The 25,767-nt window shown below is 68.7% G+C and carries 21 protein-coding genes and 1 riboswitch; of the genes, 15 read left to right on the forward strand and 6 right to left on the reverse strand.

Going from position 1 to position 25,767, the window contains the following annotated elements:
* Positions 1-30 precede the first annotated feature (30 nt).
* Genes rdgB through rph form a run of 3 tightly spaced genes read right to left on the reverse strand, consistent with a single transcriptional unit; the run spans position 31 to position 1,780 of the window.
* The gene (gene rdgB / locus ASE35_RS18450; RefSeq protein ID WP_056182482.1) at positions 31-627 is read right to left on the reverse strand and encodes an RdgB/HAM1 family non-canonical purine NTP pyrophosphatase; all 597 of its coding nucleotides are present in this window, start codon (positions 625-627) and stop codon (positions 31-33) included.
* Positions 624-1,016, reverse strand: a complete 393-nt coding sequence (locus ASE35_RS18455) for a VOC family protein (protein ID WP_056182611.1) — start codon at positions 1,014-1,016, stop codon at positions 624-626. Before ASE35_RS18455 ends, rdgB begins: the two co-directional genes overlap by 4 nt.
* Before the next feature lie 11 nt (positions 1,017-1,027).
* Positions 1,028-1,780, reverse strand: coding sequence for a ribonuclease PH (gene rph / locus ASE35_RS18460; RefSeq protein WP_056182608.1), 753 nt, complete (start codon positions 1,778-1,780; stop codon positions 1,028-1,030).
* A gap of 68 nt (positions 1,781-1,848) precedes the next feature.
* On the opposite strand from rph, the gene ASE35_RS18465 reads away from it, so the two are divergent.
* The 4 genes from ASE35_RS18465 (at position 1,849) to ASE35_RS18480 (ending at position 6,581) form a co-directional block, all read left to right on the forward strand.
* On the forward strand, positions 1,849-2,724 hold the full coding sequence (locus ASE35_RS18465; RefSeq protein WP_056182480.1) for a YicC/YloC family endoribonuclease: 876 nt from the start codon (positions 1,849-1,851) through the stop codon (positions 2,722-2,724).
* Positions 2,725-2,847: 123 nt separating this feature from the next.
* The gene (gmk, locus tag ASE35_RS18470) at positions 2,848-3,468 is read left to right on the forward strand and encodes a guanylate kinase (RefSeq protein WP_056182477.1); all 621 of its coding nucleotides are present in this window, start codon (positions 2,848-2,850) and stop codon (positions 3,466-3,468) included.
* A 266-nt stretch (positions 3,469-3,734) separates the two neighbouring features.
* Entirely contained in the window at positions 3,735-4,034 is a 300-nt protein-coding gene (rpoZ, locus tag ASE35_RS18475; RefSeq protein ID WP_055900332.1) for a DNA-directed RNA polymerase subunit omega, read from the forward strand.
* 363 nt (positions 4,035-4,397) lie between these two features.
* Positions 4,398-6,581: a bifunctional (p)ppGpp synthetase/guanosine-3',5'-bis(diphosphate) 3'-pyrophosphohydrolase gene (locus tag ASE35_RS18480; protein WP_056182474.1), complete on the forward strand. Its 2,184-nt coding sequence runs from the start codon at positions 4,398-4,400 to the stop codon at positions 6,579-6,581.
* A 281-nt stretch (positions 6,582-6,862) separates the two neighbouring features.
* Here ASE35_RS18480 and ASE35_RS18485 read toward each other — a convergent pair whose 3' ends face one another.
* The gene (locus tag ASE35_RS18485) at positions 6,863-7,750 is read right to left on the reverse strand and encodes an outer membrane protein assembly factor BamD (RefSeq protein WP_056182472.1); all 888 of its coding nucleotides are present in this window, start codon (positions 7,748-7,750) and stop codon (positions 6,863-6,865) included.
* An 80-nt stretch (positions 7,751-7,830) separates the two neighbouring features.
* On the opposite strand from ASE35_RS18485, the gene rluD reads away from it, so the two are divergent.
* The 9 genes from rluD to clpB all read left to right on the forward strand — a co-directional run bounded on the left by rluD (position 7,831) and on the right by clpB (position 17,777).
* Positions 7,831-8,805 carry a 23S rRNA pseudouridine(1911/1915/1917) synthase RluD gene (gene rluD, locus ASE35_RS18490; RefSeq protein WP_056182469.1) on the forward strand — a complete coding sequence of 325 codons (975 nt, stop codon included), beginning with the start codon at positions 7,831-7,833 and terminating at the stop codon, positions 8,803-8,805.
* A 3-nt stretch (positions 8,806-8,808) separates the two neighbouring features.
* On the forward strand, positions 8,809-9,570 hold the full coding sequence (gene pgeF, locus ASE35_RS18495) for a peptidoglycan editing factor PgeF (protein WP_057164740.1): 762 nt from the start codon (positions 8,809-8,811) through the stop codon (positions 9,568-9,570).
* Positions 9,570-10,388: a hypothetical protein gene (locus ASE35_RS18500; RefSeq protein WP_157489565.1), complete on the forward strand. Its 819-nt coding sequence runs from the start codon at positions 9,570-9,572 to the stop codon at positions 10,386-10,388. The genes pgeF and ASE35_RS18500 overlap by 1 nt, the downstream gene beginning before the upstream one ends.
* 100 nt (positions 10,389-10,488) lie before the next feature.
* A complete protein-coding gene (locus tag ASE35_RS18505) occupies positions 10,489-11,022 on the forward strand; it encodes a DUF4166 domain-containing protein (protein WP_082611368.1) in 534 nt (177 codons plus the stop codon).
* Positions 11,012-11,461: a thiol-disulfide oxidoreductase DCC family protein gene (locus tag ASE35_RS18510; RefSeq protein WP_057164743.1), complete on the forward strand. Its 450-nt coding sequence runs from the start codon at positions 11,012-11,014 to the stop codon at positions 11,459-11,461. The genes ASE35_RS18505 and ASE35_RS18510 overlap by 11 nt, the downstream gene beginning before the upstream one ends.
* 389 nt (positions 11,462-11,850) lie before the next feature.
* Entirely contained in the window at positions 11,851-12,297 is a 447-nt protein-coding gene (locus ASE35_RS18515) for a DUF3574 domain-containing protein (protein WP_057164744.1), read from the forward strand.
* Between the two features lie 74 nt (positions 12,298-12,371).
* Positions 12,372-13,964: a hypothetical protein gene (locus tag ASE35_RS18520; RefSeq protein ID WP_057164845.1), complete on the forward strand. Its 1,593-nt coding sequence runs from the start codon at positions 12,372-12,374 to the stop codon at positions 13,962-13,964.
* Positions 13,965-14,019: 55 nt separating this feature from the next.
* The gene (gene gloA, locus ASE35_RS18525) at positions 14,020-14,550 is read left to right on the forward strand and encodes a lactoylglutathione lyase (RefSeq protein ID WP_057160834.1); all 531 of its coding nucleotides are present in this window, start codon (positions 14,020-14,022) and stop codon (positions 14,548-14,550) included.
* A 641-nt stretch (positions 14,551-15,191) separates the two neighbouring features.
* Complete coding sequence (clpB, locus tag ASE35_RS18530) at positions 15,192-17,777, forward strand: ATP-dependent chaperone ClpB (protein ID WP_057160833.1); 2,586 nt, start codon at positions 15,192-15,194, stop codon at positions 17,775-17,777.
* A 231-nt stretch (positions 17,778-18,008) separates the two neighbouring features.
* Here clpB and ASE35_RS18535 read toward each other — a convergent pair whose 3' ends face one another.
* Both ASE35_RS18535 and ASE35_RS18540 read right to left on the reverse strand, forming a co-directional pair.
* Positions 18,009-20,054 (reverse strand): amidohydrolase family protein, encoded by a 2,046-nt coding sequence (locus ASE35_RS18535; protein WP_057164745.1) that lies wholly within the window; start codon positions 20,052-20,054, stop codon positions 18,009-18,011.
* Between the two features lie 219 nt (positions 20,055-20,273).
* The gene (locus ASE35_RS18540; protein ID WP_057164746.1) at positions 20,274-22,673 is read right to left on the reverse strand and encodes a TonB-dependent receptor; all 2,400 of its coding nucleotides are present in this window, start codon (positions 22,671-22,673) and stop codon (positions 20,274-20,276) included.
* A 250-nt stretch (positions 22,674-22,923) separates the two neighbouring features.
* Positions 22,924-23,155, forward strand: a riboswitch (cobalamin riboswitch).
* Positions 23,156-23,306: 151 nt separating this feature from the next.
* On the opposite strand from ASE35_RS18540, the gene btuB reads away from it, so the two are divergent.
* Positions 23,307-25,124: a TonB-dependent vitamin B12 receptor gene (gene btuB / locus ASE35_RS18545; protein WP_057164846.1), complete on the forward strand. Its 1,818-nt coding sequence runs from the start codon at positions 23,307-23,309 to the stop codon at positions 25,122-25,124.
* 49 nt (positions 25,125-25,173) lie between these two features.
* Entirely contained in the window at positions 25,174-25,764 is a 591-nt protein-coding gene (locus ASE35_RS18550; protein ID WP_057164747.1) for a hypothetical protein, read from the forward strand.
* Positions 25,765-25,767 lie beyond the last annotated feature (3 nt).

The raw sequence follows: 25,767 nt of genomic DNA on the forward strand, positions 1-25,767 counted from the left end.
TAAAGCCGCCAGCGCAACGCGGAAGGGTGCTTAACGTATCGCGTCGAGCAACTTCTCGCGCAGCGCGGCCAGGGCGCGGCCGCGGTGGCTGAGGCGATTCTTCAGCTCGGTGTCCATCTCGGCCGCGGTCAGGCCGTAGTCGGGGTCCAGGAACACCGGGTTGTAGCCGAAACCGCCGGTGCCGCGACGCTGGTCGATGATCCGGCCCGGCCACACGCCCTCGGCGATGATCGGCTGCGGATCGCCGGGATGGCGCAACAGCACGATCACGGCGTAGAAATGCGCGGCGCGCTGGCCTTCGGGCACGTCCTTCATCGCCAGCAGCAGTTTGTCGATATTGGCCTGGGCGTCGCCGTGCACGCCCGAATAGCGCGCCGAATACAGGCCCGGCGCGCCGCCCAGGGCGTCGACGCAGATGCCCGAATCGTCCGCCAGCGCCGGCAGCCCGGTGATCGCGCAGGCGTGGCGCGCCTTGAGCAGGGCGTTCTCGACGAAGGTGCTGGCGGTTTCCTCGGCATCCTCCACGCCCAGATCGCTCTGCGCGACCAGCTCGATGCCGGTGTCGGCCAACAGTTCGCGCAGTTCGACCAACTTGCCTGGATTGCTGCTCGCCAGCACCAGTTTCATCGCTTCAGCTCCAACAGATCCCAGCGGTTGCCGTACAGGTCCTCGAACACCGCCACCGTGCCGTAGGCCTCGTGGCGCGGCGCCTCCATGAAGCGCACGCCCTGCGCGCTCATCGCGGCGTGGTCGCGGGCGAAGTCGTCGGTGTGCAGGAAGAAGCCGACCCGGCCGCCGGTCTGGTGACCGATCGCGGCCTGCTGCTCGTCGCCGACGGCCTGGGCCAGCAGCAGGGCGGTCTCATTGCCCGGCGAGGGCGACACCCGCACCCAACGCTTGCCGCCGCCCTGGTCGATGTCTTCGAGCAGGACGAAGCCGAGCGCCCCGGTGTAGTAGGCGATCGCCTCGTCGTAGTCGCGCACGACCAGGGTCAGGCTGCCCAGTGTGCGTCGCATCGCCGTCTCGCTCATCGCGCCAGGGCGTCGCGCTGGTGCTGGATCAGTTCGGCGATGCCGGCCTCGGCCAGGCCTAGCAGGCCGTCGAGTTCCTCGCGCCGGAACGCATGGCCCTCGGCGGTGCCCTGCAGCTCGATGAAGCCGCCGCCGTCGTTCATGACCACGTTCATGTCGGTGTCGCAGTCGCTGTCCTCGGCGTAGTCCAGGTCCAGCACCGGCACGCCGCGGTAGACGCCGACCGAGACCGCCGCGACCGCACCGAAGATCGGGTCCTTGGCGATCTCGCGGCGCGCCTGCAGCCAGCGCACCGCGTCGACCAGGGCCACATAGGCGCCGGTGATCGCGGCGGTGCGGGTGCCGCCGTCGGCCTGCAGCACGTCGCAGTCCAGGGTGATGGTGCGCTCGCCCAGGGCCTTGCGGTCGATGCAGGCGCGCAGGGCGCGGCCGATCAGGCGCTGGATTTCCAGGGTGCGCCCGCCCTGCTTGCCGCGCGCGGCCTCGCGGTCGCTGCGGGTGTGGGTGGCGCGCGGCAGCATGCCGTACTCGGCGGTGACCCAGCCTTCGCCCTTGCCGCGCAGGAAGGCCGGCACCTTGTTTTCGACGCTGGCGGTGCACAGCACGCGGGTCTGGCCGAAGCTGACCAGCACCGAGCCTTCGGCGTGGGCGGTATAAGCGCGTTCGATGCGGACTTCGCGCATCTGCCCGGGCGTGCGCCCGCTGGGACGCGCGAAGGCGTCGGTGGGGGCGGCGGAAGTGCCGGTCATGGCCATGAGTTACCGTTTTGGTGGCCGGCGAGTTTACCATTCGCTCCCTGTAGGCCTTGGACCACCGCATGATCCGCAGCATGACCGCCTTCGCCAGCGGCGAACGCGTCACCGAATGGGGCACGCTCGGCTGCGAGCTGCGCTCGGTCAATCACCGCTTCCTGGAGCTGGGCCTGCGCCTGCCCGACGAGCTGCGCGCGCTGGAACCGGCGCTGCGCGAACGCATCGCCAGCCGCGTCAGCCGCGGCAAGCTCGATTTCGTGCTGCGCCTGCGCGCGCCCGAGGGCGCCGCCGCGCTGCAGCTCAACCCCAGCCGCCTGCGCGAACTGGGCGATCTGGCGATCGACCTGCAGGCGCGCTTCCCCGGCCTGCGCACCGAACTCACCGACCTGCTGCAGTTCCCGGGCGTGCTGCAGACCCCGGCCACCGACCAGGCCGCGCTGCAGGCCGCCGCGCTGGATCTGCTGGACGGCGTGCTGGACGAATTCCTGGCCGCGCGCGAGCGCGAGGGCGCCAAGCTGGCGACGGTGATCGCCGAGCGCGTCGACGGCATCGCCGCGATCGCCGCCGACGTGCGCGGCATGATGCCGGGCATCCGCACCGGTCAGCGCACCAAGCTGGAGGCGCGCTTGGCCGATCTGGCGCAGTCCAGCGGCGTCGGCGGTTTCGATCAGGGCCGGGTCGAGCAGGAACTGGTGCTGTGGCTGCAAAAGCTGGACGTGGACGAGGAGCTGGATCGGCTCGATTCCCATGTCGCCGAAGCCCGCCGCGTGCTCAAGCTGCGCGAGGCGGTCGGTCGTCGGCTGGATTTCCTGCTGCAGGAATTCAACCGCGAGGCCAACACCCTGGGTTCCAAGTCGGTCGACGCGCGCAGTTCGGCGGCGGCGGTGGAGCTGAAGGTGCTGATCGATCAGGTCCGCGAGCAGATCCAGAACATCGAATAGGGCCGGGATTTGGGATTGGGGATTCGAGATTGGCCAAAGCCATCGCGAATCGGCCGAACGCTCTGATCCCGCTGCTGGTTCGCCGTTGCTAATCCCGAATCCCCAATCACGAATCCCAGCCTAATGCGCGGAACCCTCTACATCGTCGCAGCCCCTTCGGGCGCCGGAAAATCCAGCATCGTCAATGCGGTGCTGGCCCGCGATCCGAACATCAGCCTGTCGATCTCGTTCACCTCGCGCCAGCCGCGGCCGGGCGAGCGCCACGCCGAGCACTACCACTTCGTCAGCGCCGAGGAGTTCGAGGGCATGGTCGAGGCGGGCGACTTTTTCGAGCACGCGCGCGTGCACGGCGACTGGAAGGGCACCGCGCGCCAATCGGTGGAGCCGCAGTTGTCCAGTGGCCGCGACGTGCTGCTGGAGATCGACTGGCAGGGCGCGCGCCAGGTCCGCAACAAGGTGCCCGGCGCGGTCAGCGTGTTCATCCTGCCGCCGTCGCGCCAGGCCCTGGAATCGCGCATGCGCACGCGCGGGCAAGACAGCGAGGAAGTCATCCAGCAGCGGCTCGCGGCCGCGCGCGAGGAGATGTCGCATTACGGCGAATTCGACTACGTGATCGTCAACGAGCACTTCGACACCGCGGTCGACGAGATGTGCGCGATCTTCGTCGCCAGCCGGCTGCGCCGCGATCCGCAGGTGGCGCGCCATTCGCGCCTGATCACCGCCCTGCTCGCCGACGAGGGCTGAGAGAGGTAGGCCGGCCTTCCCGCCTGGGAGTAGGAGCGGCGTGAGCCGCGACCGGGCGACCCCTGGACCTACCCGCAGTGACGCCGTAGCCCATTGGCGCGGACGCGGCTTGCGCCGCTCCTACAGTCGCTGCACCACTGTGGCGTGGTTAAGTGATTGATTCTTAATGTTGAAAGGGCCCGAATCTTGCTCTGGACCGCGGGCGGGGCTAAACTTCCCGGTCCCCATCCGCTGTAAAGACGGCCGCACCGGCCGCCAGGAGCCCCATGGCCCGCATTACCGTCGAAGATTGCCTGGAAGTGGTCGATAACCGCTTCGAACTCGTCATGCTGGCCGCCAAGCGCGCCCGTCAGCTGGCCAACGGCGTCGAGCCGCAGCTGGACAACAGCGAAGCCAACGACAAGCCGACCGTGTTGGCGCTGCGCGAGATCGCCGCGCGCCAGATCAACCCCGAATACATCGACGCGGTCGAGAAGTCCGAGCGCGAGCGCAAGGAGCGCGAGGCGCTGGAATGGGCCGCCGCCGAAGTGGTCGCCGACGACGACCTGTCCAAGGGCGACGACTGATCCCGGCCGCGGCCTCAGGGCCGCGCCCGCGAGACCAACGGCTCCGCCTCGGCGGGGCCGTTTTCGTATGCGGATGCGATTGCGGAGCCTTGGCGGCTGTGGCGTCGGTTTCCGGGCTTGATGTGGGAGCGGCGTAAGCCGCGATTGAATCCCGGGTCGGGACCGCGCGATCGCGGCTTACGCCGCTCCCACAGGAAGCAGGGGAATGCAGTCGCGGCCGCCGCGAACGGGCCTTCCCTTAGCCCCGGAATACCGGCATTCCACACACGGATTCCGATAATCGCCACCATATTCATGTTTCCGGCGCCGGATTCGCATGCGACCGCGTTGCAAGCCGCGCCGCCGCCCGCGTAGATTGCCCTTATGACCCCCGCCGAGCCCGCGCTGCAGTCCTATCCGGTTCCCGCCCACGACGACGCGGACCTGCCGGACTATGTGCGCGAGTTCGAGCAATCCGCGCATTACCTGCCCGAGGCGCAGCGCCAGGTATTGCGGCGCGCCTGGGCGATCGGCGCCGCCGCGCACGCCGGCCAGACCCGCAAGTCGGGCGAGCCCTACATCACCCATCCGGTGGCGGTGGCCAAGGTGCTGGCCGACCAGGGCCTGGACGTCGAGACCCTGATCGCGGCGATCCTGCACGACACCATCGAAGACACTCCGCTGACCCGCGAGGGCCTGGCGACCGAGTTCGGCGAGACCGTGGCCGAGCTGGTCGACGGCGTCACCAAGCTGGACAAGCTGCAGTTCCGCGACCGCCAGGAAGCGGCCGCGGAGAGCTTCCGCAAGATGCTGCTGGCGATGGCGCGCGACCTGCGCGTGATCCTGATCAAGCTCGCCGACCGCCTGCACAACATGCGCACCCTGGGCGCGCAGAGCGCCGAGGCGCGCGAGCGCATCGCCCTGGAAACCCTGGAGATCTACGCGCCGATCGCGCAGCGCCTGGGCATGAACCTGATCAAGGCCGAGCTGCAGGACCTGGGCTTCCGCGCCCTGCATCCCTGGCGCCACGCGGTGATCGAGAAGCGCATCCGCACCCAGCCGGTGGTGCGGCGCGAATCGCTGGTGCAGATCGAGGCGCACCTGGCCCAGCGCCTGGCCAAGGAAAAACTGCAGCACCGCCTGATCAGCCGGGTCAAATCGCCGTGGAGCATCTACACCAAGATGCACCACGAGCATAAAAGCTTCACCCAGGTCATGGACGTGTTCGGCTTCCGCGTCGTGGTCAAGAGCGTGCCGGACTGTTATCACGCGCTGGGCGTGGTGCATTCGGCCTATAAACCGCTGGACTCGCGCTTCCGCGACTTCATCGCCATCCCCAAGGCCAACGGCTACCAGTCGCTGCACACCGTGCTGTTCGGCCCCTACGGCTCGCCGGTGGAGGTGCAGATCCGCACCGAGGAGATGGACCTGATCGCCGAGCGCGGCATCGCCGCGCACTGGTCCTACAAGCACGGCGGGGAAGGCCCCAACAGCGCCCAGACCCGCGCCCACAGCTGGATCGCCAGCCTGGTCGAGTCGCAGCGTTCGACCGGTTCCTCGCTGGAGTTCCTGGAGAACGTCAAGGTCGACCTGTTCCCGGACGAGGTCTACCTGTTCACGCCCAAGGGCGACATCCTCTCGCTGCCGCGCAATTCGACCGCGCTGGATTTCGCCTACGCCGTGCACACCGACGTCGGCAACCGCGCGGTCGCCGCGCGCGTCGACGGCAAGCTGGTGCCGTTGCGCACCAAGCTGGCCAGCGGCCAGCGCGTGGAGATCATCACCGCCAAGTCCTCGACGCCGAAGCCGCAGTGGCTGGAGTTCGTGGTCTCGGGCAAGGCCCGCACCTCGATCCGCCAGCAGCTCAAGCAGCTCGAACACGAGGATGCGGTCCAGCTCGGCCACCGCATGCTCGACCGCGCGCTGGAAGCGCTGGAGACCTCGCTGGACCGGGTGCCGGCGCTGCGGCTGGAAGCCTATCTGGGCGAGAGCCGCTACCCGCGCCTGGAGGCCCTGCTGGCCGACATCGCCCTGGGCAACCGCATGCCCAACCAAGTCGCGCTGGCGCTCGCGCGCGAGACCCCGGGCAAGCCGCGCGGTCGCGCGATCGACCGCCCGCGCATGACCGAGGACAAGATCCTGATCACCGGCGCCGAGCGCGGCGTGATCAGCTTCGCCAACTGTTGTCTGCCCTTGCCCGGCGACGAAATCATGGGCTACCACACCGCCGGCAAGGGCATCGTGGTGCACCGCCTGGACTGTCCCAACGTCGCCGACTACCGAAAGTCGCCCGACCGCTGGGTGGCGATCGGTTGGGACCGCCAGGTCAGCGGCGATTTCGGCGCCGCGCTGCGCATCGAGGTCGACAACCGCCCCGGCGCGCTGGCCCAGGTCGCCGCGGCGATCGCCGAGGCCGAGTCCAACATCGACCGCGTCGAGTATCTGGAGCGCGACTCCAACATCGCGATCATGCGTTTCTCGATCGAGGTCGGCGACCGCCGCCACCTCGCCGATGTGATGCGCAAGGTGCGCCGCCTCAACGTGGTGTTGGGCGTGCAGCGCATGTAAACGCGCCGACGTGCGCGATGCGGTTCGCCTACGGCTCACCGCATCCTACGGGCCGCGCGTAGACGACAGAACGACGCGCAGCACCCCAGCAACTGCGCTGTCGGCGGGTTGGGGAGGTCTTTCTCTTTTGCTCGTCATCCCCGCGAAGGCGGGGATCCGGTGACTTCAGCGCCATGCCGCCAAAGCCGTCGGCGCGACGATCCCGAATCCGCCCACCACACCCCGCAAACGCAGACGCCGCCCGAAGGCGGCGTCTGTCGTATCCCGGCGCGGTCGCAGGCTTAGTTCGCCTTGCGGTCCTGGTTGTCCAGCGCCGACTTCTCGCCCGCGAACGGGTTGAGCTTGCGCCAGTTGCCCGGGTAGTCCGGCCACTCGCCACTCTGCAGATACGGGTGGTTGGGGTCGTTCTGCTGCAGCACGCGCTTGGCGTCGGCGGCCAGGGTCTCGTTGCCCAGGCCGGCGTAGGCCACGGCCAGGGTGGCGACGGCGTCGTTCTGGTACTTGCTCTGCGGGTAGGTCTCGAGCAGGTACTTGGCGCGCTCGGCCGCGGCCACATAGGCGGTGCGGCGCAGGTAGTACAGGGCGACGTCGAGCTCGTGGCGCGAGAAGGTGTCGCGCAGCGCCATCATGCGCTGGCGCGCATCGGCGGCGTAGCGGCTGTTCGGATAGCGATCGGCCACGATCGAGAAGTCGTTGTAGGCCTGCATCGGCGTGGCCAGGTCGCGGCGGCTGGAGTCCAGGCGCCACACGCGCTGCAGGAACACCGTGTCGCGGCTGGAGTTCACCAGGCCGCGCAGGTAGTACATGTAGGAGGCGTAGCGGTGGGTCGGGTAGGTACGGATGAAGCGGTCGATGCTGCTGATCGCGTCGTCGTGCTTGCCGGACTTGAACTGGGCGTAGGCGGTCTCGACCAGGGCCTGTTCGGTGTAGGGGCCATAGGGGTACTGGGCGACCAGGCGCTTGAAGGTGCTCTCGGCGGCGGCCCAGTTGCCATTGGTCATCGAGGTGTGGGCCTTGTCGTACAACGCCTCCACCGGCTGGCCCTCGTCCGCGTCCTTGTCCTTGAACATCTTGCCCAACCGGCCGCAGCCAGTACCGGCGAGGACCACGATCAGCAGCAGGGACAGCAGTCGGACGAGACGGTGTGAACGGGCGAAACGAAGGGTCATGGCAGGGTTCGCGGGCGCCGGAGGCACGAAGCGCCGATAATAGCAGTCCCCGCGCCCAGCCCCTGAATCCTGCCCATCCGATGAACGAGTCCGTAAACCCCCTCCAGGCCACCGTGCCCGACAGCGCCGCCGGGCGCCGATTCGACGCGGTCCTGGCCGAGCTGTTCCCGGACTATTCGCGTTCCCGGCTGGCCGCCTGGATCAAGTCTGGCGATGCCCGCCTCGACGGCCGCGAAGTCCGCCCGCGCGATCCGGTGCGCGGCGGCGAGACCGTCACCCTGACCGCCGTGCTCGACATCCAGACCCATTCCGAGCCCGAGGACATCGCGCTGGACGTGCTGTACGAAGACGAGCACGTGATCGTGATCGACAAGCCGGCCGGCCTGGTCGTGCACCCGGGCGCCGGCAATCCGGCCGGCACCCTGGTCAACGCCCTGCTGCACCGCGACCCCGGCCTGGCCGCGCTGCCGCGCGCGGGCATCGTCCACCGCCTCGACAAGGACACCTCGGGCGTGATGGTGGTGGCGCGCACCCTGCCGGCGCACACCGCCCTGGTCGAGCAGTTGTCCTCGCGCGAGGTGCACCGCCAGTATCTGGCCGTGGTGGTGGGCGCGCTGGTCTCCGGCGGCACCGCCAACGCGCCGATCGACCGCCATCCGCGCGATCGCATCCGCATGGCGGTGCGCGAGGACGGCCGCGACGCGGTCACCCACTACCGTCTGCGCGAGCGCTTCCGCGCCCACACCCTGCTGGAGTGCCGGCTCGAGACCGGGCGCACCCACCAGATCCGCGTGCACATGGCCCACCTCAAGCACCCGATCATCGGCGATCCGCTGTACGGCGGCCCGCTCAAGCTGCCGCGCGGCGCCACCCCCGAGTTGATCGAGGCCCTGCGCGGTTTCCGCCGCCAGGCCCTGCACGCCGAAACCCTGGAGTTCGTACATCCGGTGACCGGCGAACCGGTGCGTTGCAGCGCGCCGGTGCCGGCGGACATGCGCGCGCTGATCAAGACCCTGCACGACGACACCGTCGCGGCCGCCGAAAAGGCGCGCTGAGCCATGCGCGACGGCGACGCCTGGCTGCAAGCCGACTGGCCCGCGCCGGCCAACGTGCGCGGCTTCACCACGCTGCGCACGGGCCCGGGCGTATCGGCGCCGCCGTTCGACCGCTTCAACCTCGGCCTGCGCGCCGGCGACGAGACCGATGCGGTGCTGCGCAACCGCGCCGCGCTGATCGAACACGCCGCGCTGCCGTCGCCGCCGCGCTGGCTGCGTCAGGTGCATGGCGTCGAGGTGGCGCGCTTCGAGGGCGAGGCCGGCTCCAGCGCCGGCGAACCCGAGGCCGACGCCTCGGTGACCGCCACGCCGGGCTGCGTGCTCGCCATCCTCACCGCCGACTGTCTGCCGGTGCTGTTCGCGGCCGACGACGGCAGCGAAGTGGGCGCCGCGCACGCGGGCTGGCGCGGTTTGGCCGCGGGCGTGCTCGAAGCCACGGTCGCGGCCCTGCGCACGCCGCCGTCGCGGCTGCGCGCCTGGTTGGGACCGGCGGCGGGCCCGCGGGATTACGAGATCGGCGCCGAGGTCTTCGAAGCCTTCGTCGCCCAGGATACCGGCGCCGCCGAGGCCTTCGTCGCCAGCCGCGCCGAACATTGGCGCGTCGATCTGTACGCGCTCGCGCGCCGCCGCCTGGTCGCGGCCGGGCTGGATTCCGCCCGGGTGTATGGCGGCGGGCTGAGCACGATCTCCGATCCGCACCGTTTCTATTCGCACCGCCGCGACCAACGCGGCGGGCGCATGGCCAGCCTGATATGGATCACGTGATGCGCGCTGCCAGCCGATGCCTGCTGCTGTCTCTCCTGTCGATGGCCGCGCCGCTGCCGGCGATGGCCGCCGACTGCCAGTCGCGCGTCTACGAGTTGCTCCAGGCCGCCTATCCCGGCGCGCAAGGCGAAACCGGCGACAACGGCGAACTGTTGCGCCTGCCGGAATCGCCCGCGCGCTGGATCAACCTCGGCGAGGTGGTCTGCAAGGTCTGGCCGGCCGCGCCGGACAAGACCCTGCTGGCGCTCAAGCTGCAGCACGAAGCCGCCACCGACCTCGAGGTGGAACCGGCCGATCTGGAGCTGCTGGTCGCCGACTCCGCGCGCCCCCGAATCCTGCAGCGCTACCGCGAGGCCAATGCGCTGGACTCCGACGCGATCCGGGTCAGCGGCCTGAGCCTCGATACCGCGCGCTACCGTCTCGACGAGCGCACCACCGCCTTCGGCCTGCGCGTGAGCTACACCGGCGCCTCGCGCGCCAATCCCTACAGCAGCACCTCCTTGAGCCTGTACGTGCCCGACGGCGCCCGCCTGCGTCCGGTGCTGAGCCGGCTGCAGGTCGCGCTGGATCGCGGCGAATGGGACACGCAGTGCGCGGGCGAGTTCGAAAGCGTGCAGCGCACCGTCGCCATCGACGGCAAGCGCGATCACGGTTACGCCGGCCTGCTGGTGGCCAGCAGCGCCAGCGCCCATCGCAACGAACAAGCAAGCGACGGGCAGTGTTCGAACGTCGAAAGCCCCGCGCGCAAAAGCCGCGAACGCCTGTATTACGACGGCCGCGAGTACGCGGTGCCGCCCGCGCTGCGCGGTCTGGACTGAAGCGAATGGCGCGCGCCGTCCACGCCGGATCTTCGTGCGCTTGCCGATGGACGCGACTGGCGCATCGGCCCGACGGGCGCTCGGCTCGGGGCCCGATCGGATGAGCGTCGCCGCGGTTTCGCTGTATCGGCAACTGCTGGGCGCGCGCTACGAGGCTTTACCGCCGAGCGTGCGTGCCTTGCACGAACGCGCCGGCCTGCACCGCTATCGCGGCCAAGTCGAATCCGAGCGCGGTACCGGCTGGCTATCGCGTCTGTGCGCCTGGGCGACGCGTTTGCCGCCGGCCACCCGCGACGCGATCGAAGTGGAGATCGTCGCCAGCCCCGAATCCGAACGCTGGCTGCGCCGTTTCGCCGGCCACGACATGCCCTCGCGCCTGTGGGCGCAGGACGGCTTGCTGTGCGAACGCCTGGGCCTGGTGCGTTTCGGCTTCGCCCTGGACGTGGAGGACGCCGCGGTGCGCTGGCGCGTCGCGCGCGTGCACGCGCTGGGTTTGCCGCTGCCGGCGCGCTGGTTCGACGGCGTGAGCGCGAGCGAGTCCGAGCGCGAAGGGCGCTATCGCTTCGACGTGCGTGCAGCCTTGCCGCTGGCGGGTTTGCTGGTGCACTACCGGGGCTGGCTGGATGTCGACTGAAACCCACGAGCGCGCGACGACGACGCAGGATCGCGGCCCGCGCCACGACGCGATCATCGTGTTCGACGGCGTGTGCGCGCTGTGCAACGGCTGGGTGCGCTTCCTGCTGCGCCACGACCGCCAACAGCGCTACCGATTCGCGGCGATGCAGGGCGAGCAGGGCCGCGCCTTGCTGTCCGCGCACGGACTGGATCCGGACGATCCGATGTCGTTCCTATTGATCGAGGGCGGGCAGGCCTGGACCGACACCGACGCCATCGCGCGCGTGCTGGTCGGTCTGGGCGGCGTCTGGCGCCTCGCGGCGATCCTGCGCTGGCTGCCGCGCGCGCTGCGCGATCCGCTCTATCGCTTGGTCGCGCGCAACCGTTATCGCTGGTTCGGCCGTTACCAACACTGCCTGCTGCCGACACCGGAGCAGCGCGCGCGTTTTCTCGATTGAAGCCTTGCCAGCGCAGCGCAGGCCGACCAACGCCCGAATAGCAAATCCTCCCAACCCGCCCGGCCGACAGGCATAACCTGCCGGCGTTCATTGGTGCACGAACCTGCAGTTCGTAAACGCACGGCTTCACCCTTTTCCAAAGGAGGGTGCAAAGCCCGGTGCCTCCACACTTTGGAACCTCCTGGCGAAGCCCGAAATAGCAGCGCCGCCGCCAGTCCTCCCCCTTTGAAAAAGGGGGATTGAGGGGGATTTGCTTTTACCCTGCAAGTTCGTCGCTATGTGCGACACCTCGCTACAAGCACGACACGACACCCACCAACATCGCCGCCACCCTTGCGCCGCCCCACCGGGCCGGCAACCATGCAACGACCGCCCCGGAGCGCCCGACCATGCCACGTCACGGCCTGCTGCTGTCCCTGTGCCTAGTCCTGAGCGCCTGCGCCAGCGTCGCGCCGGCGACCGTCGATCCCGCCCTGCACGGCGATGCCGCGCGCCCGGCCGCCGCGCAGGCCTGGATTCGCAGCGAGCTCTACTTCAGCGTCGGCACCGAAGGCCAGGACCAGACCCGGATCGACGAGGCGCAATGGCGCGCCTTCCTCGACCGCGAAGTCACCCCGCGCTTTCCCGACGGCCTGACCGTGTTCGAGGGCTACGGCCAGTGGCTGTTCCGCGGCGCCGCCGCGCCTGAGCGCCAGCGCGCCAAGGTGTTGGTGGTGCTGCACGAGGACACGCCCGCGCGCAGCGCCGACATCGAGGCGATCCGGGCGGCCTGGAAACGCATGAGCGGGCACCAGTCGGTGCTGTGGTCGCGCCAACGGGCGGACGTTTCGTTCTAGCCCCGGCGCTGTTCGCGCGGCCCGTCCAGCCCGCACAATCCCAGGTCGTGCCCGCGTTCGCCCAGGATCCGCCGATGACCGCTTCCCCCTCGCGCCGCTGGTTCGTCGCCGGCGATTTCAACGGCTTCTTCGGCCTGGTCGTGGACAACCTGTCCATCCTGGGTTTCATCGCCGCGGCCCTGATCGGCATATTCGGCTTCCCGGCCGAGGTGGTGTACACGCGCATGTTTCCGGGCACCGCCTTCGGCGTGCTGGTCGGCAACCTGATCTATACGGCGATGGCGCGCCGCCTGGCCGCCAAGACCGGCCGCGACGACGTCACCGCGATGCCGCTGGGCCTGGACGCGCCGACCAGCATCGGTATGGCCCTGCTGGTGCTGGGCCCGGCCTTCGTCGCCTACCAGCAATCCGGGCTGGACCCGCAGGCCGCGGCGATCGCGACCTGGCAGCTGGGCATGGCTTCGCTGGTGGTGATGGGCGTGCTCAAGTTCGTGCTCTCGTTCGCCGGCGACGCGGTCACCCGCCTGATCCCGCGCGCGGGCCTGCTGGGCTCGATCGCCGGCGTGGCGCTGGTGCTGATGGGCTTCCTGCCGCTGGTGGAAACTCTGCGTTCGCCGCTGGTGGGCTTCGTCACCCTCGGCCTGCTGCTGTACGTGCTGATCGCCAAGGGCCGATTGCCGGTGCGCCTGCCAGGCGTGTTCGTGGCCTTCGTGTTCGGCACCGCGCTGTACTACGGCCTGGGCGCGCTGGGTCTGGGCGCGCCGGGCTTCCATTGGCCGCAGGCGGTGCCGCCGAGCCTGGTGCTGCCGTGGCCGACCCTGGGCTTCATCGAAGGCCTGCCCGCGACCGTGCCCTATCTGCCGCTGCTGCTGCCGTTCGGGCTGCTGATGGTGGTCGGCGGCATCAATGTCAGCGAAAGCGCGCGCGCGGCCGGCGACGACTACCGCACCCGCGACATCCTGCTCGCCGAGGCCTTCTCGACCCTGGTCGCGGGCTTCTGCGGCGGCGTCGCCCAGACCACGCCCTACATCGGCCAGCCCGCCTACAAGCACATGGGCGCGCGCAGCGGCTACACCCTGCTGACCGGTCTGTTCGTGGGCCTGGGCGGCATGCTCGGCATCGTCTCCGGCTTGGTGCAGTGGCTGCCGCTGGCGGTGCTGGCGCCGATCATCGTCTACGTCGCGCTGGACATCACCACCCAGGCCTTCCAGGCCACGCCCAGCAAGCACGCCACCGCGATGGTGTTCGGTTTCCTGCCATCGGTGGCCTACATGCTGGCGATCAAGACCGGCAATCCGGGCTGGATCGCGCCCGAGCACCACGCCCAGCTGATGAGCGCGCTGGACGGCCACGGCCTGCCGGAACTGGCGGTGATCGTGACCCTGGGCAACGGCTTCATCATGACCTCGATGATCTGGACCTCGGCGGTCGCGGCCATGGTCGACGGCCGCCTGCTGCGCGCATCGGCCTTCCTGCTGGCGGGCGCGGCGTTGGCGCTGTTCGGCATCATCCACTCGGTCGATCCGCGCGGCGGCATCTATCTGCCGTGGGCGCTGGAAGGCCTGCCGCGCATCATCGCCTGGCAGTTCATCGGCGCCTATCTGGCGCTGGCGGCGCTGATGGCCCTGCTGTCGCTGCAGCGCCGCGGCGACGACGCGCCGGCTTGAGGCGGCCGTCGCGCGTCCTCATATCTTCGATTCCCCCTTCGACTCCGGCCCCGCCATGTCCCTGCAGACCGAACTAGACGCCGTGCCCGGCGTGACCGCCCGGCCCGACGCCGCCACCCGCGACTTCGTGTTCAACCACACCATGCTGCGGATCAAGGACCCGGCCCGGTCGCTGGATTTCTACACCCGCGTGCTCGGTTTCACCCTGGTGCGCAAGCGCGATTTCGCCGAGGCGCAATTCAGCCTGTACTTCCTGGTGCTGGTGGCGGACCCGGCGCAAATCCCGGCCGAGGAGCCCGCGCGCGGCGAATGGTTGCTGAGCCAGCGCGGCGTGCTCGAACTCACCCACAACCACGGCACCGAACACGATGCGGCGTTCGCTTACCACCACGGCAACAGCGAGCCGCGCGGCTTCGGCCACATCTGCGTCTCGGTACCGGACGTCGCAGCCGCCTGCGCGCGCTTCGAGCAACTGGGCGTGGAGTTTCAGAAGCGCCTGACCGACGGCCGCATGAAGGACATCGCCTTCATCAAGGACCCGGACGGCTACTGGGTCGAGATCCTGCAGCCGACCAGCCGGGTCTGATGCCATTGCTGTTCCCCCCTTTGAAAAAGGGGGGGCTAGGGGGGATTTGCTCCTACCCGCGCAACAGCAAATCCCCCGCGCCTCACCATCACAGGGCATCCAGCCATCCCAGGCGCCYGCCCCCTTTTCCAAAGGGGGCGATGACTGATTCTCTTCCCCCYTTKRAWAAGGGGGGCTAGGGGGGATTTGCTCCTACCCGCGCAACAGCAAATCCCCCGCGCCTCAACATCACTCAGCATCCAGCCATCCCAGGCGCCYGCCCCCYTTTYCAAAGGGGCGATGACKGATTCTCTTCCCCCCTTTGAAAAAGGGGGGCTAGGGGGGATTTGCTCCTGCCCGCGCAACAGCAAATCCCCCGCGCCTCAACATCACTCAGCATCCACCCATCCCAGGCGCCCGCCCCCTTTTTCAAAGGGGGCGATGACTCTCTTCCCCTTCTTTGAAAAGGGGGGAGAGGGGGGATTTTCTTCATGCCCGCGTAAGGGCAACCGATCGCGCCCGTACCGCAGCGCAGCCTGAAGCATCGCCCCAGCCGCGACCCTGCGCCGCTTGAATCGCCCCATCCAGCCCGCATTAACAGGTCATTCGCGGCCGTCGCGCGACACTCGCGCCGGGCCGCCACACCTTTCGGAGAAACCTCCATGCGGATGGACAAGCTCACTTCGCGTTTCCAGCAGGCGCTGGCCGACGCGCAATCGCTGGCGGTCGGTCGCGACCACAGCGTGATCGAACCCGTGCACCTGTTGACCGCGCTGCTGGAGCAGAGCGGCGGCAGCACGCGGCCCCTGCTGGCGCAGGCCGGCGTCAACGTGCCCCTGCTGCGCGAGCGCCTCGGCGAAGCGCTGGAAAAACTGCCCAAGGTCAGTGGCCAGGCCGGCAACGTCTCGCTGGGTAACGACCTGGCGCGCCTGCTCAACGTCACCGACAAGCTGGCCCAGCAGCGCGGCGACGCTTTCATCGCCAGCGAGCTGTTCCTGCTGGCCGCGCTGGACGACGGCGGCGAAGTCGGTCGCGCGCTCAAGGCCGCGGGCGCCAACAAGGCCAAGCTGGAACCGGCGATCGACAAACTGCGCGGAGGCGAGAGCGTGCAATCGGAAAATGCGGAAGAGCAGCGCCAGGCGCTGGAGAAGTACTGCATCGACCTGACCGCGCGCGCCGAATCGGGCAAGCTCGATCCGGTGGTCGGCCGCGACGAGGAAATCCGCCGCACCATCCAGGTGCTGCAGCGCCGCACCAAGAACAATCCGGTGCTGATCGGCGAGCCCGGTGTGGGCAAGACCGCGATCGTCGAGGGCCTGGCCCAGCGCATCGTCAACAACGAAGTGCCCGAAGGCCTGCGCGGCAAGCGCGTGCTGTCGCTGGACATGGGCGCGCTGATCGCCGGCGCCAAGTTCCGCGGCGAGTTCGAGGAGCGCCTGAAGGCGGTGCTCAACGACCTGTCCAAGAACGAAGGCCAGGTGATCCTGTTCATCGACGAGTTGCACACCATGGTCGGCGCCGGCAAGGCCGAAGGCTCGATGGACGCCGGCAACATGCTCAAGCCCGCGCTCGCGCGCGGCGAGTTGCATTGCATCGGCGCGACCACCCTGGACGAGTACCGCAAGTACGTCGAGAAGGACGCCGCGCTGGAGCGCCGCTTTCAGAAGGTGTTCGTCGGCGAGCCCACGGTCGAGGACACCATCGCGATCCTGCGCGGCCTCAAGGAGCGCTACGCGGTGCATCACGGCGTGGAGATCACCGACCCGGCGATCGTCGCCGCGGCGACCCTGTCGCACCGCTACATCGCCGACCGCCAGCTGCCCGACAAGGCCATCGATCTGATGGACGAGGCCGCCTCGCGCATCCGCATGGAAATCGATTCCAAGCCCGAGGAACTGGACCGCAAGGAACGCCGTCTGATCCAGCTCAAGATCCAGCGCGAGGCGCTGAAGAAGGAGAAAGACGCCGAATCCAAGCAGCGCCTGGCCGACCTCGAAGCCGAGATCGCCACCCTGGAGCGCGACTTCAACGACCTCGAGGAAGTCTGGAAGGCCGAGAAGGCGACCCTGCAGGGCGCGACCAAGATCAAGGAGCAGATCGAGCAGGCCAAGCTCGAACTGGAAGCCGCGCAGCGCACCCAGGATTTCGGCCGCATGAGCGAGATCCAGTACGGCAAGTTGCCGGAGCTGGAAAAGCAGCTCAAGGCCGCGCAGGAAGCCGAAACCCAGGGCTTCAAGCTGCTGCAGGACAAGGTCACCGCCGAAGAGATCGCCGAGGTGGTCGCGCGCTGGACCGGCATCCCGGTGTCGAAGATGCTGGAAGGCGAGCGCGAGAAGCTGCTGAAGATGGAGCAGGCTCTGCACCAGCGCGTGGTCGGCCAGGACGAGGCGATCCGCGTGGTCTCCGACGCCGTGCGGCGTTCGCGCGCGGGCCTGTCCGATCCCGACCGCCCCAGCGGCTCCTTCCTGTTCCTGGGCCCGACCGGCGTGGGTAAGACCGAGCTGTGCAAGGCCTTGGCCGAATTCCTGTTCGACTCCAGCGACGCCATGGTGCGCATCGACATGAGCGAGTTCATGGAGAAGCACGCGGTCAGTCGCCTGGTCGGCGCGCCTCCGGGCTATGTCGGTTACGAAGAAGGCGGCTATCTGACCGAGGCCGTGCGCCGCCGTCCCTACAGCGTGATCCTGCTCGATGAGGTCGAGAAGGCGCATCCGGACGTGTTCAACATCCTGTTGCAGGTGCTGGACGACGGCCGCCTCACCGATGGCCAGGGCCGCACGGTCGATTTCCGCAACACCGTGATCGTGATGACCAGCAACCTGGGCTCGCAGATGATCCAGGAGCTGTCGGCCGACGACAGCGCCGAGAGCTACACCCAGATGAAGGCGGCGGTGATGGGCGTGGTGCAGGCGCACTTCCGTCCGGAGTTCATCAACCGCCTGGACGACATCGTCGTGTTCCATCCGCTGGACAAGAGCCAGATCCGTGAGATCGCCAAGATCCAGATGGTTGGCTTGGAGAAGCGTCTGGGCGAGCGCGGCCTGAAGCTGGCTTTGTCGGACGCGGCGCTGGCGTTGATTGGCAACGTCGGCTTCGATCCGGTCTACGGCGCGCGTCCGCTCAAGCGCGCGGTGCAGCAGCAGTTGGAGAACCCGTTGGCGCAGAAGATCCTCAGCGGCGAGTTCGTCAGCGGCGATGTCATCCAGGTCGAGGCCGAGGCGGGGCACCTGGTGTTCCGCAAGGGTTGAGGGCTGAGCGAAACGGCCCGCTGTGGCGGGCCGTTTCGCGCTCAATGATCTACGTCGTTTGTGGGATTCGATCGCGGCTTACGCCGCTCCCACACGCGCAGCGCGATCGCTTGCCGCTCCCACGCAGAGCGAGCCATCGCTCGCCACTCCCACACAGCGAGACCATCGATGTCGCGGGAGCGCCGCTTCCTGTGGGAGCGGCGTAAGCCGGATCGAGCTACGGTCGCGACCTTATTCCGCGACCGCGGGCTTCTTCCTCGGCACGATCCCCAACGCCTGCTCGATCTCGCCCGGGTCGTAGCGCTTGCCGCCCTTGAACACGGCGTCGACCTTGCGGATATCGCGCATGTCGGCGAGCGGATCGCCGTCGATCAGCACCAGGTCGGCGAGCTTGCCCGCCGCGATCACGCCGCGGTCCTTGTCCACGCCCAGCACCTGTGCCGGCGTCAGCGTCGCCAGCCGCAACACTTCGGCGTTGGCGATGCCGGCGCGTGAGTACACCTCCAACTCGGCATGCAGCATGTAGCCGGCCAGCGCGTCGGTGCCGGGCAGGATGGTCACGCCGGCGTCGTGCAGGGCCTTGAGCAGACGCATCATGCTCGGCAGCGCCTGCTTGTAGGCCTCTTCCTTGCCGTGCGGCGGCTTCAGCGCGCCCCAGCTCAGGCCGCGCTGGGCCTGCGGCGGGAAACGCTCGGCCACACCGCGCAGTCCGGGCGGGGTCTTGGCGTCGGGATCGCCGCTGTACAGGTCCTCTTCCAGCGCCATGGTCGCGTCGATGACGGTGTAGTGGCGCTTGAGGAAATCGATGAACTCGCGCACCTCCGGCTTGTCCGGCGGGAACTCGTAGGCGTGCTCGCCGACCTCGGTCAGGCGCGCCTTGGTACGGGTGTCCTGCACGCGCGGGTACATGAAGTTGAGTTCCACGAACAACAGATGCTGCAGTTCGTCGGCGCCGGCTTCGATGAACTGGCGCGCCGACATGAAGGCCGGCACGTGCCCGCTCACGCGCAGGCCGCGCGCGTGCGCGCGGTCGGCGATGATCGGGAACAGTTCCGGTTTCAAAGAGGAATAGGTCTTGATCTGCACGTAGCCGCGGTCGGCATAGAAGTCCACGGCCTTGAGCGCTTCCTCGGGCGTGTCGACCAACATCTTGGTCGGTCCGGCGTAGGGGCCGGGGCCGTCGATGAAGCCGGCCATCAGCACGCGCGGGCCGATTTCGCTGCCGGCGTCGAAGCGCTTCACGCGCTCGGGGAAGGTGTCGAAGTTGTTGGCGACGTCGCGCGCGCTGGTCACGCCGGCGGCGATGTCGAGGGCGCCGTCCTCGATGGACGCATAGTGCTTGTGCACGTCCCACAGGCCCGGCATCAGGAAGCGGCCGCGCGCGTCGAGGACCTCGGCGTTCTCCGGCGCCTTGAGCTGGGCGTCGGGTGCGACCCGGACGATGCGCTCGCCTTCGATCAACACGCTGGTACCGGGGGTGGCGGCCAGGTCGCGCGGATCGAACACGCGTGCGTTGCGGATCAGCAGCGGCCCCTTGGGCACATGGGTGAGCCGTTGGGTCATCTCGGCGGCCCACTTCGCGTCGGCCTGCTCCTGCAGCTCCAGCAGCTTCGGCAGCGCGCCTTGCAGATCGGCGTCGATGATCACGAACCAGCCCGAGGCGACGATCAGCGCGGCGGTTTCGCCGTCGCCGCGCAACCATACCGAGCGCGGGGTGAAGTCCAGGCCGACGATGCGCTGCAGGGTCAGCGACACCGGGCCGTTCTTGCCGGCGACTTCGTACTCGCCCAAAGTCTGCAGACGCGCCTCGCCGCCGGGCAGGATCGCGAGCTTGCGCTCGGGCGCCTGCAGCAGCGCGCGCGCGAGCGCGCCGGAGATTTCCGGCGCCGCCTGCAGCGGCAGGAAGAAGGCCGGCGCGGACAGCGCGCGCTCGCCGCTTTCGCTGGGGTTCTTCCAGCTCGCGCGGCCGTCGCGGACCTGATAGCGCTCCTCGAAGGGATTGAGCAGATAGTCGTTGCCGCTGCCCGCGTAGTCGGCCAGGGTGCCGTCGGCATTGAGCTTCCAACGCGTCTTGCTGCGGTCGCCGCGGCCGCGGTCGGTGAAGTGGTATTCGACCTTCACGCTGCCGTCGGCCGCGGTTTCCACGACCTGCTTGCCGGCGACGTTGCCCTGCATCAGCACCACTTGTTCGCGGCGGGCGGCGAGGGCGTCGGAGATCGAGAACGCGAGTACGGCGGGCAACGCGAACGACAGCAGCAGCGATCCGGCTAAGCGCATGGCGGCCCTCCTTGGGCGGAGACGTCGGAACCGCGCGCGGCTTCGGGAATCCGCAAGGCCGGCGCGGCGGGGTGACTCCTTATAGCCGATCCCGGGCCCCGCGAATGCGCCGCCGCCATCGTTTGGGCGCACGGGGGCGGCATTCGCCGGTCGAAAAAGACGACGGCCCGGGAGTCCGGGCCGTCGTCGCATGCGGGCGTTCCAACCACGCCGTTCAGATCACCACTTGTAACCGGCCTTCACGTAGACGAAGGCGCCGTTGAAACCGAACGGCGAGGCGGTGTTGTAGGGCAGGTAGTTGCGCGTGCCCAGCACCAGCTTGGACTCGTCGGGGTACTCGTCGAGCACGTTGTCGCCGCCGACGGTGAAGTCCCACTGATCGAGGTGGTAGGTGGCGGCCAGGTCCAGCGTCCACTTCGCGCTGAAGGTCTGGTCCAGCAGCGGATTGGTCGCGTGCAGCTCGGTGAACTCGCCGTAGCGGGTGGCGGTGGCGTTGAAGCTCCAGTTGCCGGTATCCCAATCGCCGGCCAGGAAGAACTTGTCCTTGGGCGCGCCCTTGGTGATGCGGCCGATCTCGGTGCGGCCGATGCGCACCGCCGCCGGGTCGATCGCGGCCAGGCGCGCCGGGTTGGGCGCGATCTTCTCGATCTCGGTCTTGGAGTAGTTGTAGCCCAGGGTGAGGCCGAACTTGCCCGAGGCCAGGTCCCAGTTCTGGGTCGCGATGATGTCCACGCCCTGGGTCTTGGTGTCGACGGCGTTGGTGAAGTAGCGGCCGCCGCCGATGCCCGGGTAGCCGTTGGCCTGCAGGTAGTTGCGCACCGCGGTGCTGGTCAGGTTTTCCGACAGCAGGATGCGGTCGTCGACCTTTATGTGGTACGCGTCGATGGTGATGTACAGGCTGTCGCTGGGCTGCAGCACCAGGCCCAGGCTGTAGTTGGTGGATTCCTCGGCCTTCAGCGATTCCGAGCCCAGCGCGATCGCGGCGGGGTTGTCGACGCGGAAGGTGCCGATCTCGTAGGGCACGCCGCTGATGAAGTTGGTCGCGATCGACTGGAAGAACTGCTGCTGCAGCGAGGGCGCGCGGAAGCCGGTGGAGGCGGTGGCGCGCAACGCGACCTTGTCGGTGAAGGCATAACGCGCCGACAGCTTGCCGGAAGTGGTGTCGCCGAAATCGCTGTAGCTCTCGAAGCGCGCGGCGATGCCGGCGGAGAACTTGTCGGTCAGGTCGGCTTCGACGTCGGCATAGAGCGAATAGCTGTGGCGGTCGAAATCGCCGGCGTCGCTGGCGCGGAAGCCGGAGAACACCTGCGCGCCCGGGATGATCTGGCCGTTGGACGCGGGCACGCCGCCGTTGGCGTAGGACAGCGGTTCGCCGGCGTGCTGCGAGAATTCCTCGCCGCGCCACTCCGCGCCCCAGGCGAAGGTCACCGGATACTGCCAGCCGAAATCCACCGGACGCGCGAAGTCCAGGTTCAGCACGTGCTGGGTGACCTCGAGCGCGCCGGCGTAAAACTCGGTGGGCGAGGTCGGGCCCAGGCTGCGGTTGAGGGTGTGCTCGATGTCGAAGCTGAGTTCGTTGTGGCCGTAGTTGTAGCTGAAATCGATCTGGGTGCCGCCGGCGGTTTCCGAGCGCAGGCCGACCACCGCCGAGCGGTCCTTGCTGACGTTGTGGATCTGCGGCAGGAAGCCGTTCGGGTAGATCGAGGGGATGTTGCGCGGGTCGGCGGCGAAGCGGAAATAGCCGTTGGAGAGCACGTCGCGCTTGCTGTAGCTGCCGAAGGAATAGAAGGTCAGGTAGTCGACCGGACTGTATTCGCCGTTGTAGGACACCGCGCCGCTGTCGATCTCGGGATCGCCGTAGCGCTGTTCGACCACGCCCTGGAACGGACGCGCGCGGTTGGTCTGGTCCTGGTGGCCGCCCTGCGCGGCCAGGTGCAGCTTGCCGTTTTCGCCGAGCTTGAAGCCGGCGTCGCCGGACAGCTGGTACTGCTCGCCGTCGCCGGCGCTGTATTGCCCGTAGCGCGCGGCGATGCTGCCGCCGTGGTCGCTGCCCTTGAGCACGATGTTGACCACGCCGGCGATCGCGTCGGAGCCGTACTGGGCCGAGGCGCCGTCGCGCAGCACTTCCACGCGCTCGATCGAGGCGATCGGGATCGCGTTGAGATCGACCGGCGAGGAACCGCGACCCTGGCTGCCGTTGAGGTTGATCAGCGCGGTGGTGTGCCGGCGCTTGCCGTTGACCAGCACCAGCACCTGATCCGGCGCCAGGCCGCGCAGCTGCGCGGGGCGCACGGCGTCGGTGCCGTCGGTGATGGCCGGGCGCGGGAAGTTCAGCGAGGGCAGGGCGCGCGCCAGCGCGGTCGCGAGTTCGACCGTGCCGGTGGCTTCCAGCGCCTCCGGAGTGATGATGTCGATCGGCGCGCTGGACTCGGCGACGGTGCGATCGCTGACCCGGGTGCCGGTGACGATCACCTGGTCCAGGGTATGGGCCTCGGAGGCCGGCTCGCCCGGGGCGGCCGCGTCCTGGGCATAGGCCGGGGAGGCGAGCGCGGCGATCAGGGCCAGCGACAAGGGGGCGAGGACGAGCGGACGGCGTACGGCGCGGACGGCTACGGACATGGTGCGCGGCTCCTTGCGGCGGGGGGATTGGTAACGATGTCATTTTGGTTTAACACGGTTATAACAACTGGGTCAAACCCACTTTCGTATAGGTAGATAGCCGTACGTCATGGTTTTAGACATCGGATGCGCATCAGCTATGCCAGGTGGCACATCAGGCCGGCTTAACCCGGCTGCAGGCGGTTATCGCCACGGGCCCGGGGCCCGGCTCATGCCGTTTGCTCATGGGGGCGGACCGATCCGGGGCTGCTACCATGCGCGGGCTTGAGGTGATCGCCGGCCCCGCCGGCGATTGAAACGGGAATCCGGTGCGCCAGTCCTCCGAACGGAGCGACGGCAATTCCGGAGCTGCCCCCGCAACGGTAAGTAAGACGAACGATCTGCAATGAAGCCACTGTGCGCATGCATGGGAAGGCGCGGATCGGAGGGCTGGAGGCCCTCGCTTGCAAGCCCGGAGACCGGCCTGAGGCTGACCCGACACGCGGTGGGCGCTGTCATGGGGCTGCCTTGCGTCCGCGCGTCGCCGCCTCGTCGTTCCCTCCGCGTGTCTCCGACCCATCGTTTCCGCGCGGGTAGGCGCGGATCAGGAGCCATGCTTTGAATTTCCACCCTTACGCGCTTCGCCGCACCGCGCTGGCGACGGCGCTGCTGTCCGTCGTGGTCCCGGTTTGGGCCGCCGACGCCGCCACCGACCTCGACCAGGTCGTGGTGACCGCCAGCCGCACCGCGCAGACCCAGGACGCGACCCTGGCCTCGGTCACCGTGATCGACCGCGACGACATCGAACGCCTGCAGCCGACCAACTTGCCCGACCTGCTGCGCGGCACGCCCGGCCTGTCGATGGCCAACAACGGCGGCCCCGGCAAGTCGACCTCGCTGTTCCTGCGCGGCACCGAGTCCGACCATGTGCTGGTGCTGGTGGACGGCATCAAGATCGGCTCGGCCACCAGCGGCGGCGCCTCGCTGCAGGACATTCCGGTCGAACAGATCGAGCGCATCGAGATCGTGCGCGGCCCGTTCTCCAGCTTGTACGGCTCCGAGGCCCTGGGCGGTGTGATCCAGATCTTCACCCGCCGCCCGCAAGGCGCGTTCGCGCCGCACGCCAGCGCCTCGATCGGCAGTTGGCAGACGCGTCGCGGCACCCTGGGCGTGGGCGGAAAGAGCGACAACGGCTGGTACTCGATCAACGCCGCCAGCGAGGACACCGACGGCATCAACGCCTGTCGCGGCAAGCCCTCGCCGGGCGGCGCCGGCTGCTTCACTAACTCGCCCGACCGCGACGGCTACCGCAACCTGTCGCTGACCGCGCAGGGCGGCTACCGCTTCAACGACGCCTGGGACGCCGAAGCGCGCCTGTTCCGCGCCGAAGGCCGTAACGAATACGACGGCAGCACCAACAACCAGGCCGACACCGTGCAGCAGGTCGCCGGCGGACGCCTGCGCTACGCGCCCAGCGAACAGGCCACGCTGACCCTCAACCTGGGCCGCAGCAGCGACCTCAGCGACACCTACCGCAACGGCGTCTACTCCAGCACCTTCAATACGCGTCGCAAGCTGGGCTCGCTGCAGGGCGACTTCGGCCTCGGCGGCGGCCTGCTCACCCTGGGCTACGACTGGCAGCGCGACGAGGTCGAAAGCAGCACCGTCTACGCCCACGATCACCGCATCAACCGCGGCCTGTTCGGCCAGTACCAGCGCGAATCTGGCGCGCACGCGCTGCAGGCCAGCCTGCGCCGCGACGACGACAGCCAGTTCGGCGGCCAGACCACCGGCAGCGCGCTGTGGGGCTGGAACCTCAGCGAACAGCTGCGCCTGACCGCGAGCTACGGCACCGCGTTCAAGGCCCCGACCTTCAACGAACTGTACTTTCCCGGCTTCGGCAACGCCGATCTCAAGCCGGAGGAGTCGCGCAGCTTCGAACTCGGCCTGCGCGGCGAACACGCCTGGGGCGGCTGGTCGCTCAACGCCTACGAGACCCGGGTCGATGAATTGATCGCGTTCGATGCTTCGATCGGTCTGCCCGGCAACATCGATCGCGCGCGCATCCAGGGCGTGGAGGCCACGGTCGATACCGTCCTGGCCGGTTGGGACCTGCGCGCCAGCGCGACCTGGCTGGATCCGCGCAACGACAGCCGCGGCGCCAGCCGCGACAAGATCCTGCCGCGCCGCGCGCGCGAAAGCGCACGCTTCGATGCCGACCGTCGCTACGGTCGCTTCAGCCTGGGCGGCAGCGTCTACGTCGCCGGCGAACGTTTCGACGATCTGGCCAACACGCGCCGTCTGGACGGCTACGCCACCACCGACCTGCGCCTGGGCTTCCGTTTCGACGATTCCTGGAGCCTGCAGCTGGCGGCCAACAACGTGTTCAACCAGCGCTACGAGACCGCGGCCTACTACAACCAGCCCGGCCGCAACTACCTGTTGACCCTGCGCTACCGCGCGGCGAACTGATCGCCGCGCTTTCGCCACCACCGTCCCGTCCACGCCACCGAGGCCGCCGATGAACGCTCTCAGCCGATCCGTCCACTACAGTCTGTTCACCGCACTCGCCGCGGTCATGGTCGCCACCCGCTTCCACCACTTCGGCGACGCGCTGCACCTGCCCGATGCGTCGATGGCGGTGTTCTTCCTCGGCGGCCTCTGGCTGCGCAAGCACCTGGGTTTCGTCGCTTTCCTGGTGCTGGCGGTGGCGATCGACTGGATCGCGATCCAGGCCCAGGGCAAGAGCTTCTTCCAGCACTACTGCGTCACGCCGTCGTACGCCTTCCTGCTGCTGGCGTACGCGGCGCTGTGGTACGGCGGCCGCGCCTATGCGCAGCGGCTGCAGGCGACCCCGCGCGCGCTGCTCGGCGCGCTCGCGGTCGGCCTGGTCGCGGCCACGGTCTCGTTCCTGATCTCCAACGGCGCGTTCTACTGGCTGGGCGGACGCTACGAGGATCCGAACCTGAGCCAGTACCTGGCGCGGGTCTGGCAGTGGGGGCCGCTGTTCGTGCGCACCACCCTGAGCTACATCGCGGTGGCGTTGGCCGCCTATGCGCTGATCGCGCGCGCCTTGCCGCTGCGGGTCGCGCCGCGCGACGCCCAGGCCTGATCG

The sequence above is a fragment of the Lysobacter sp. Root916 genome (assembly GCF_001429785.1).
Taxonomy (GTDB): Bacteria; Pseudomonadota; Gammaproteobacteria; order Xanthomonadales; family Xanthomonadaceae; genus Lysobacter.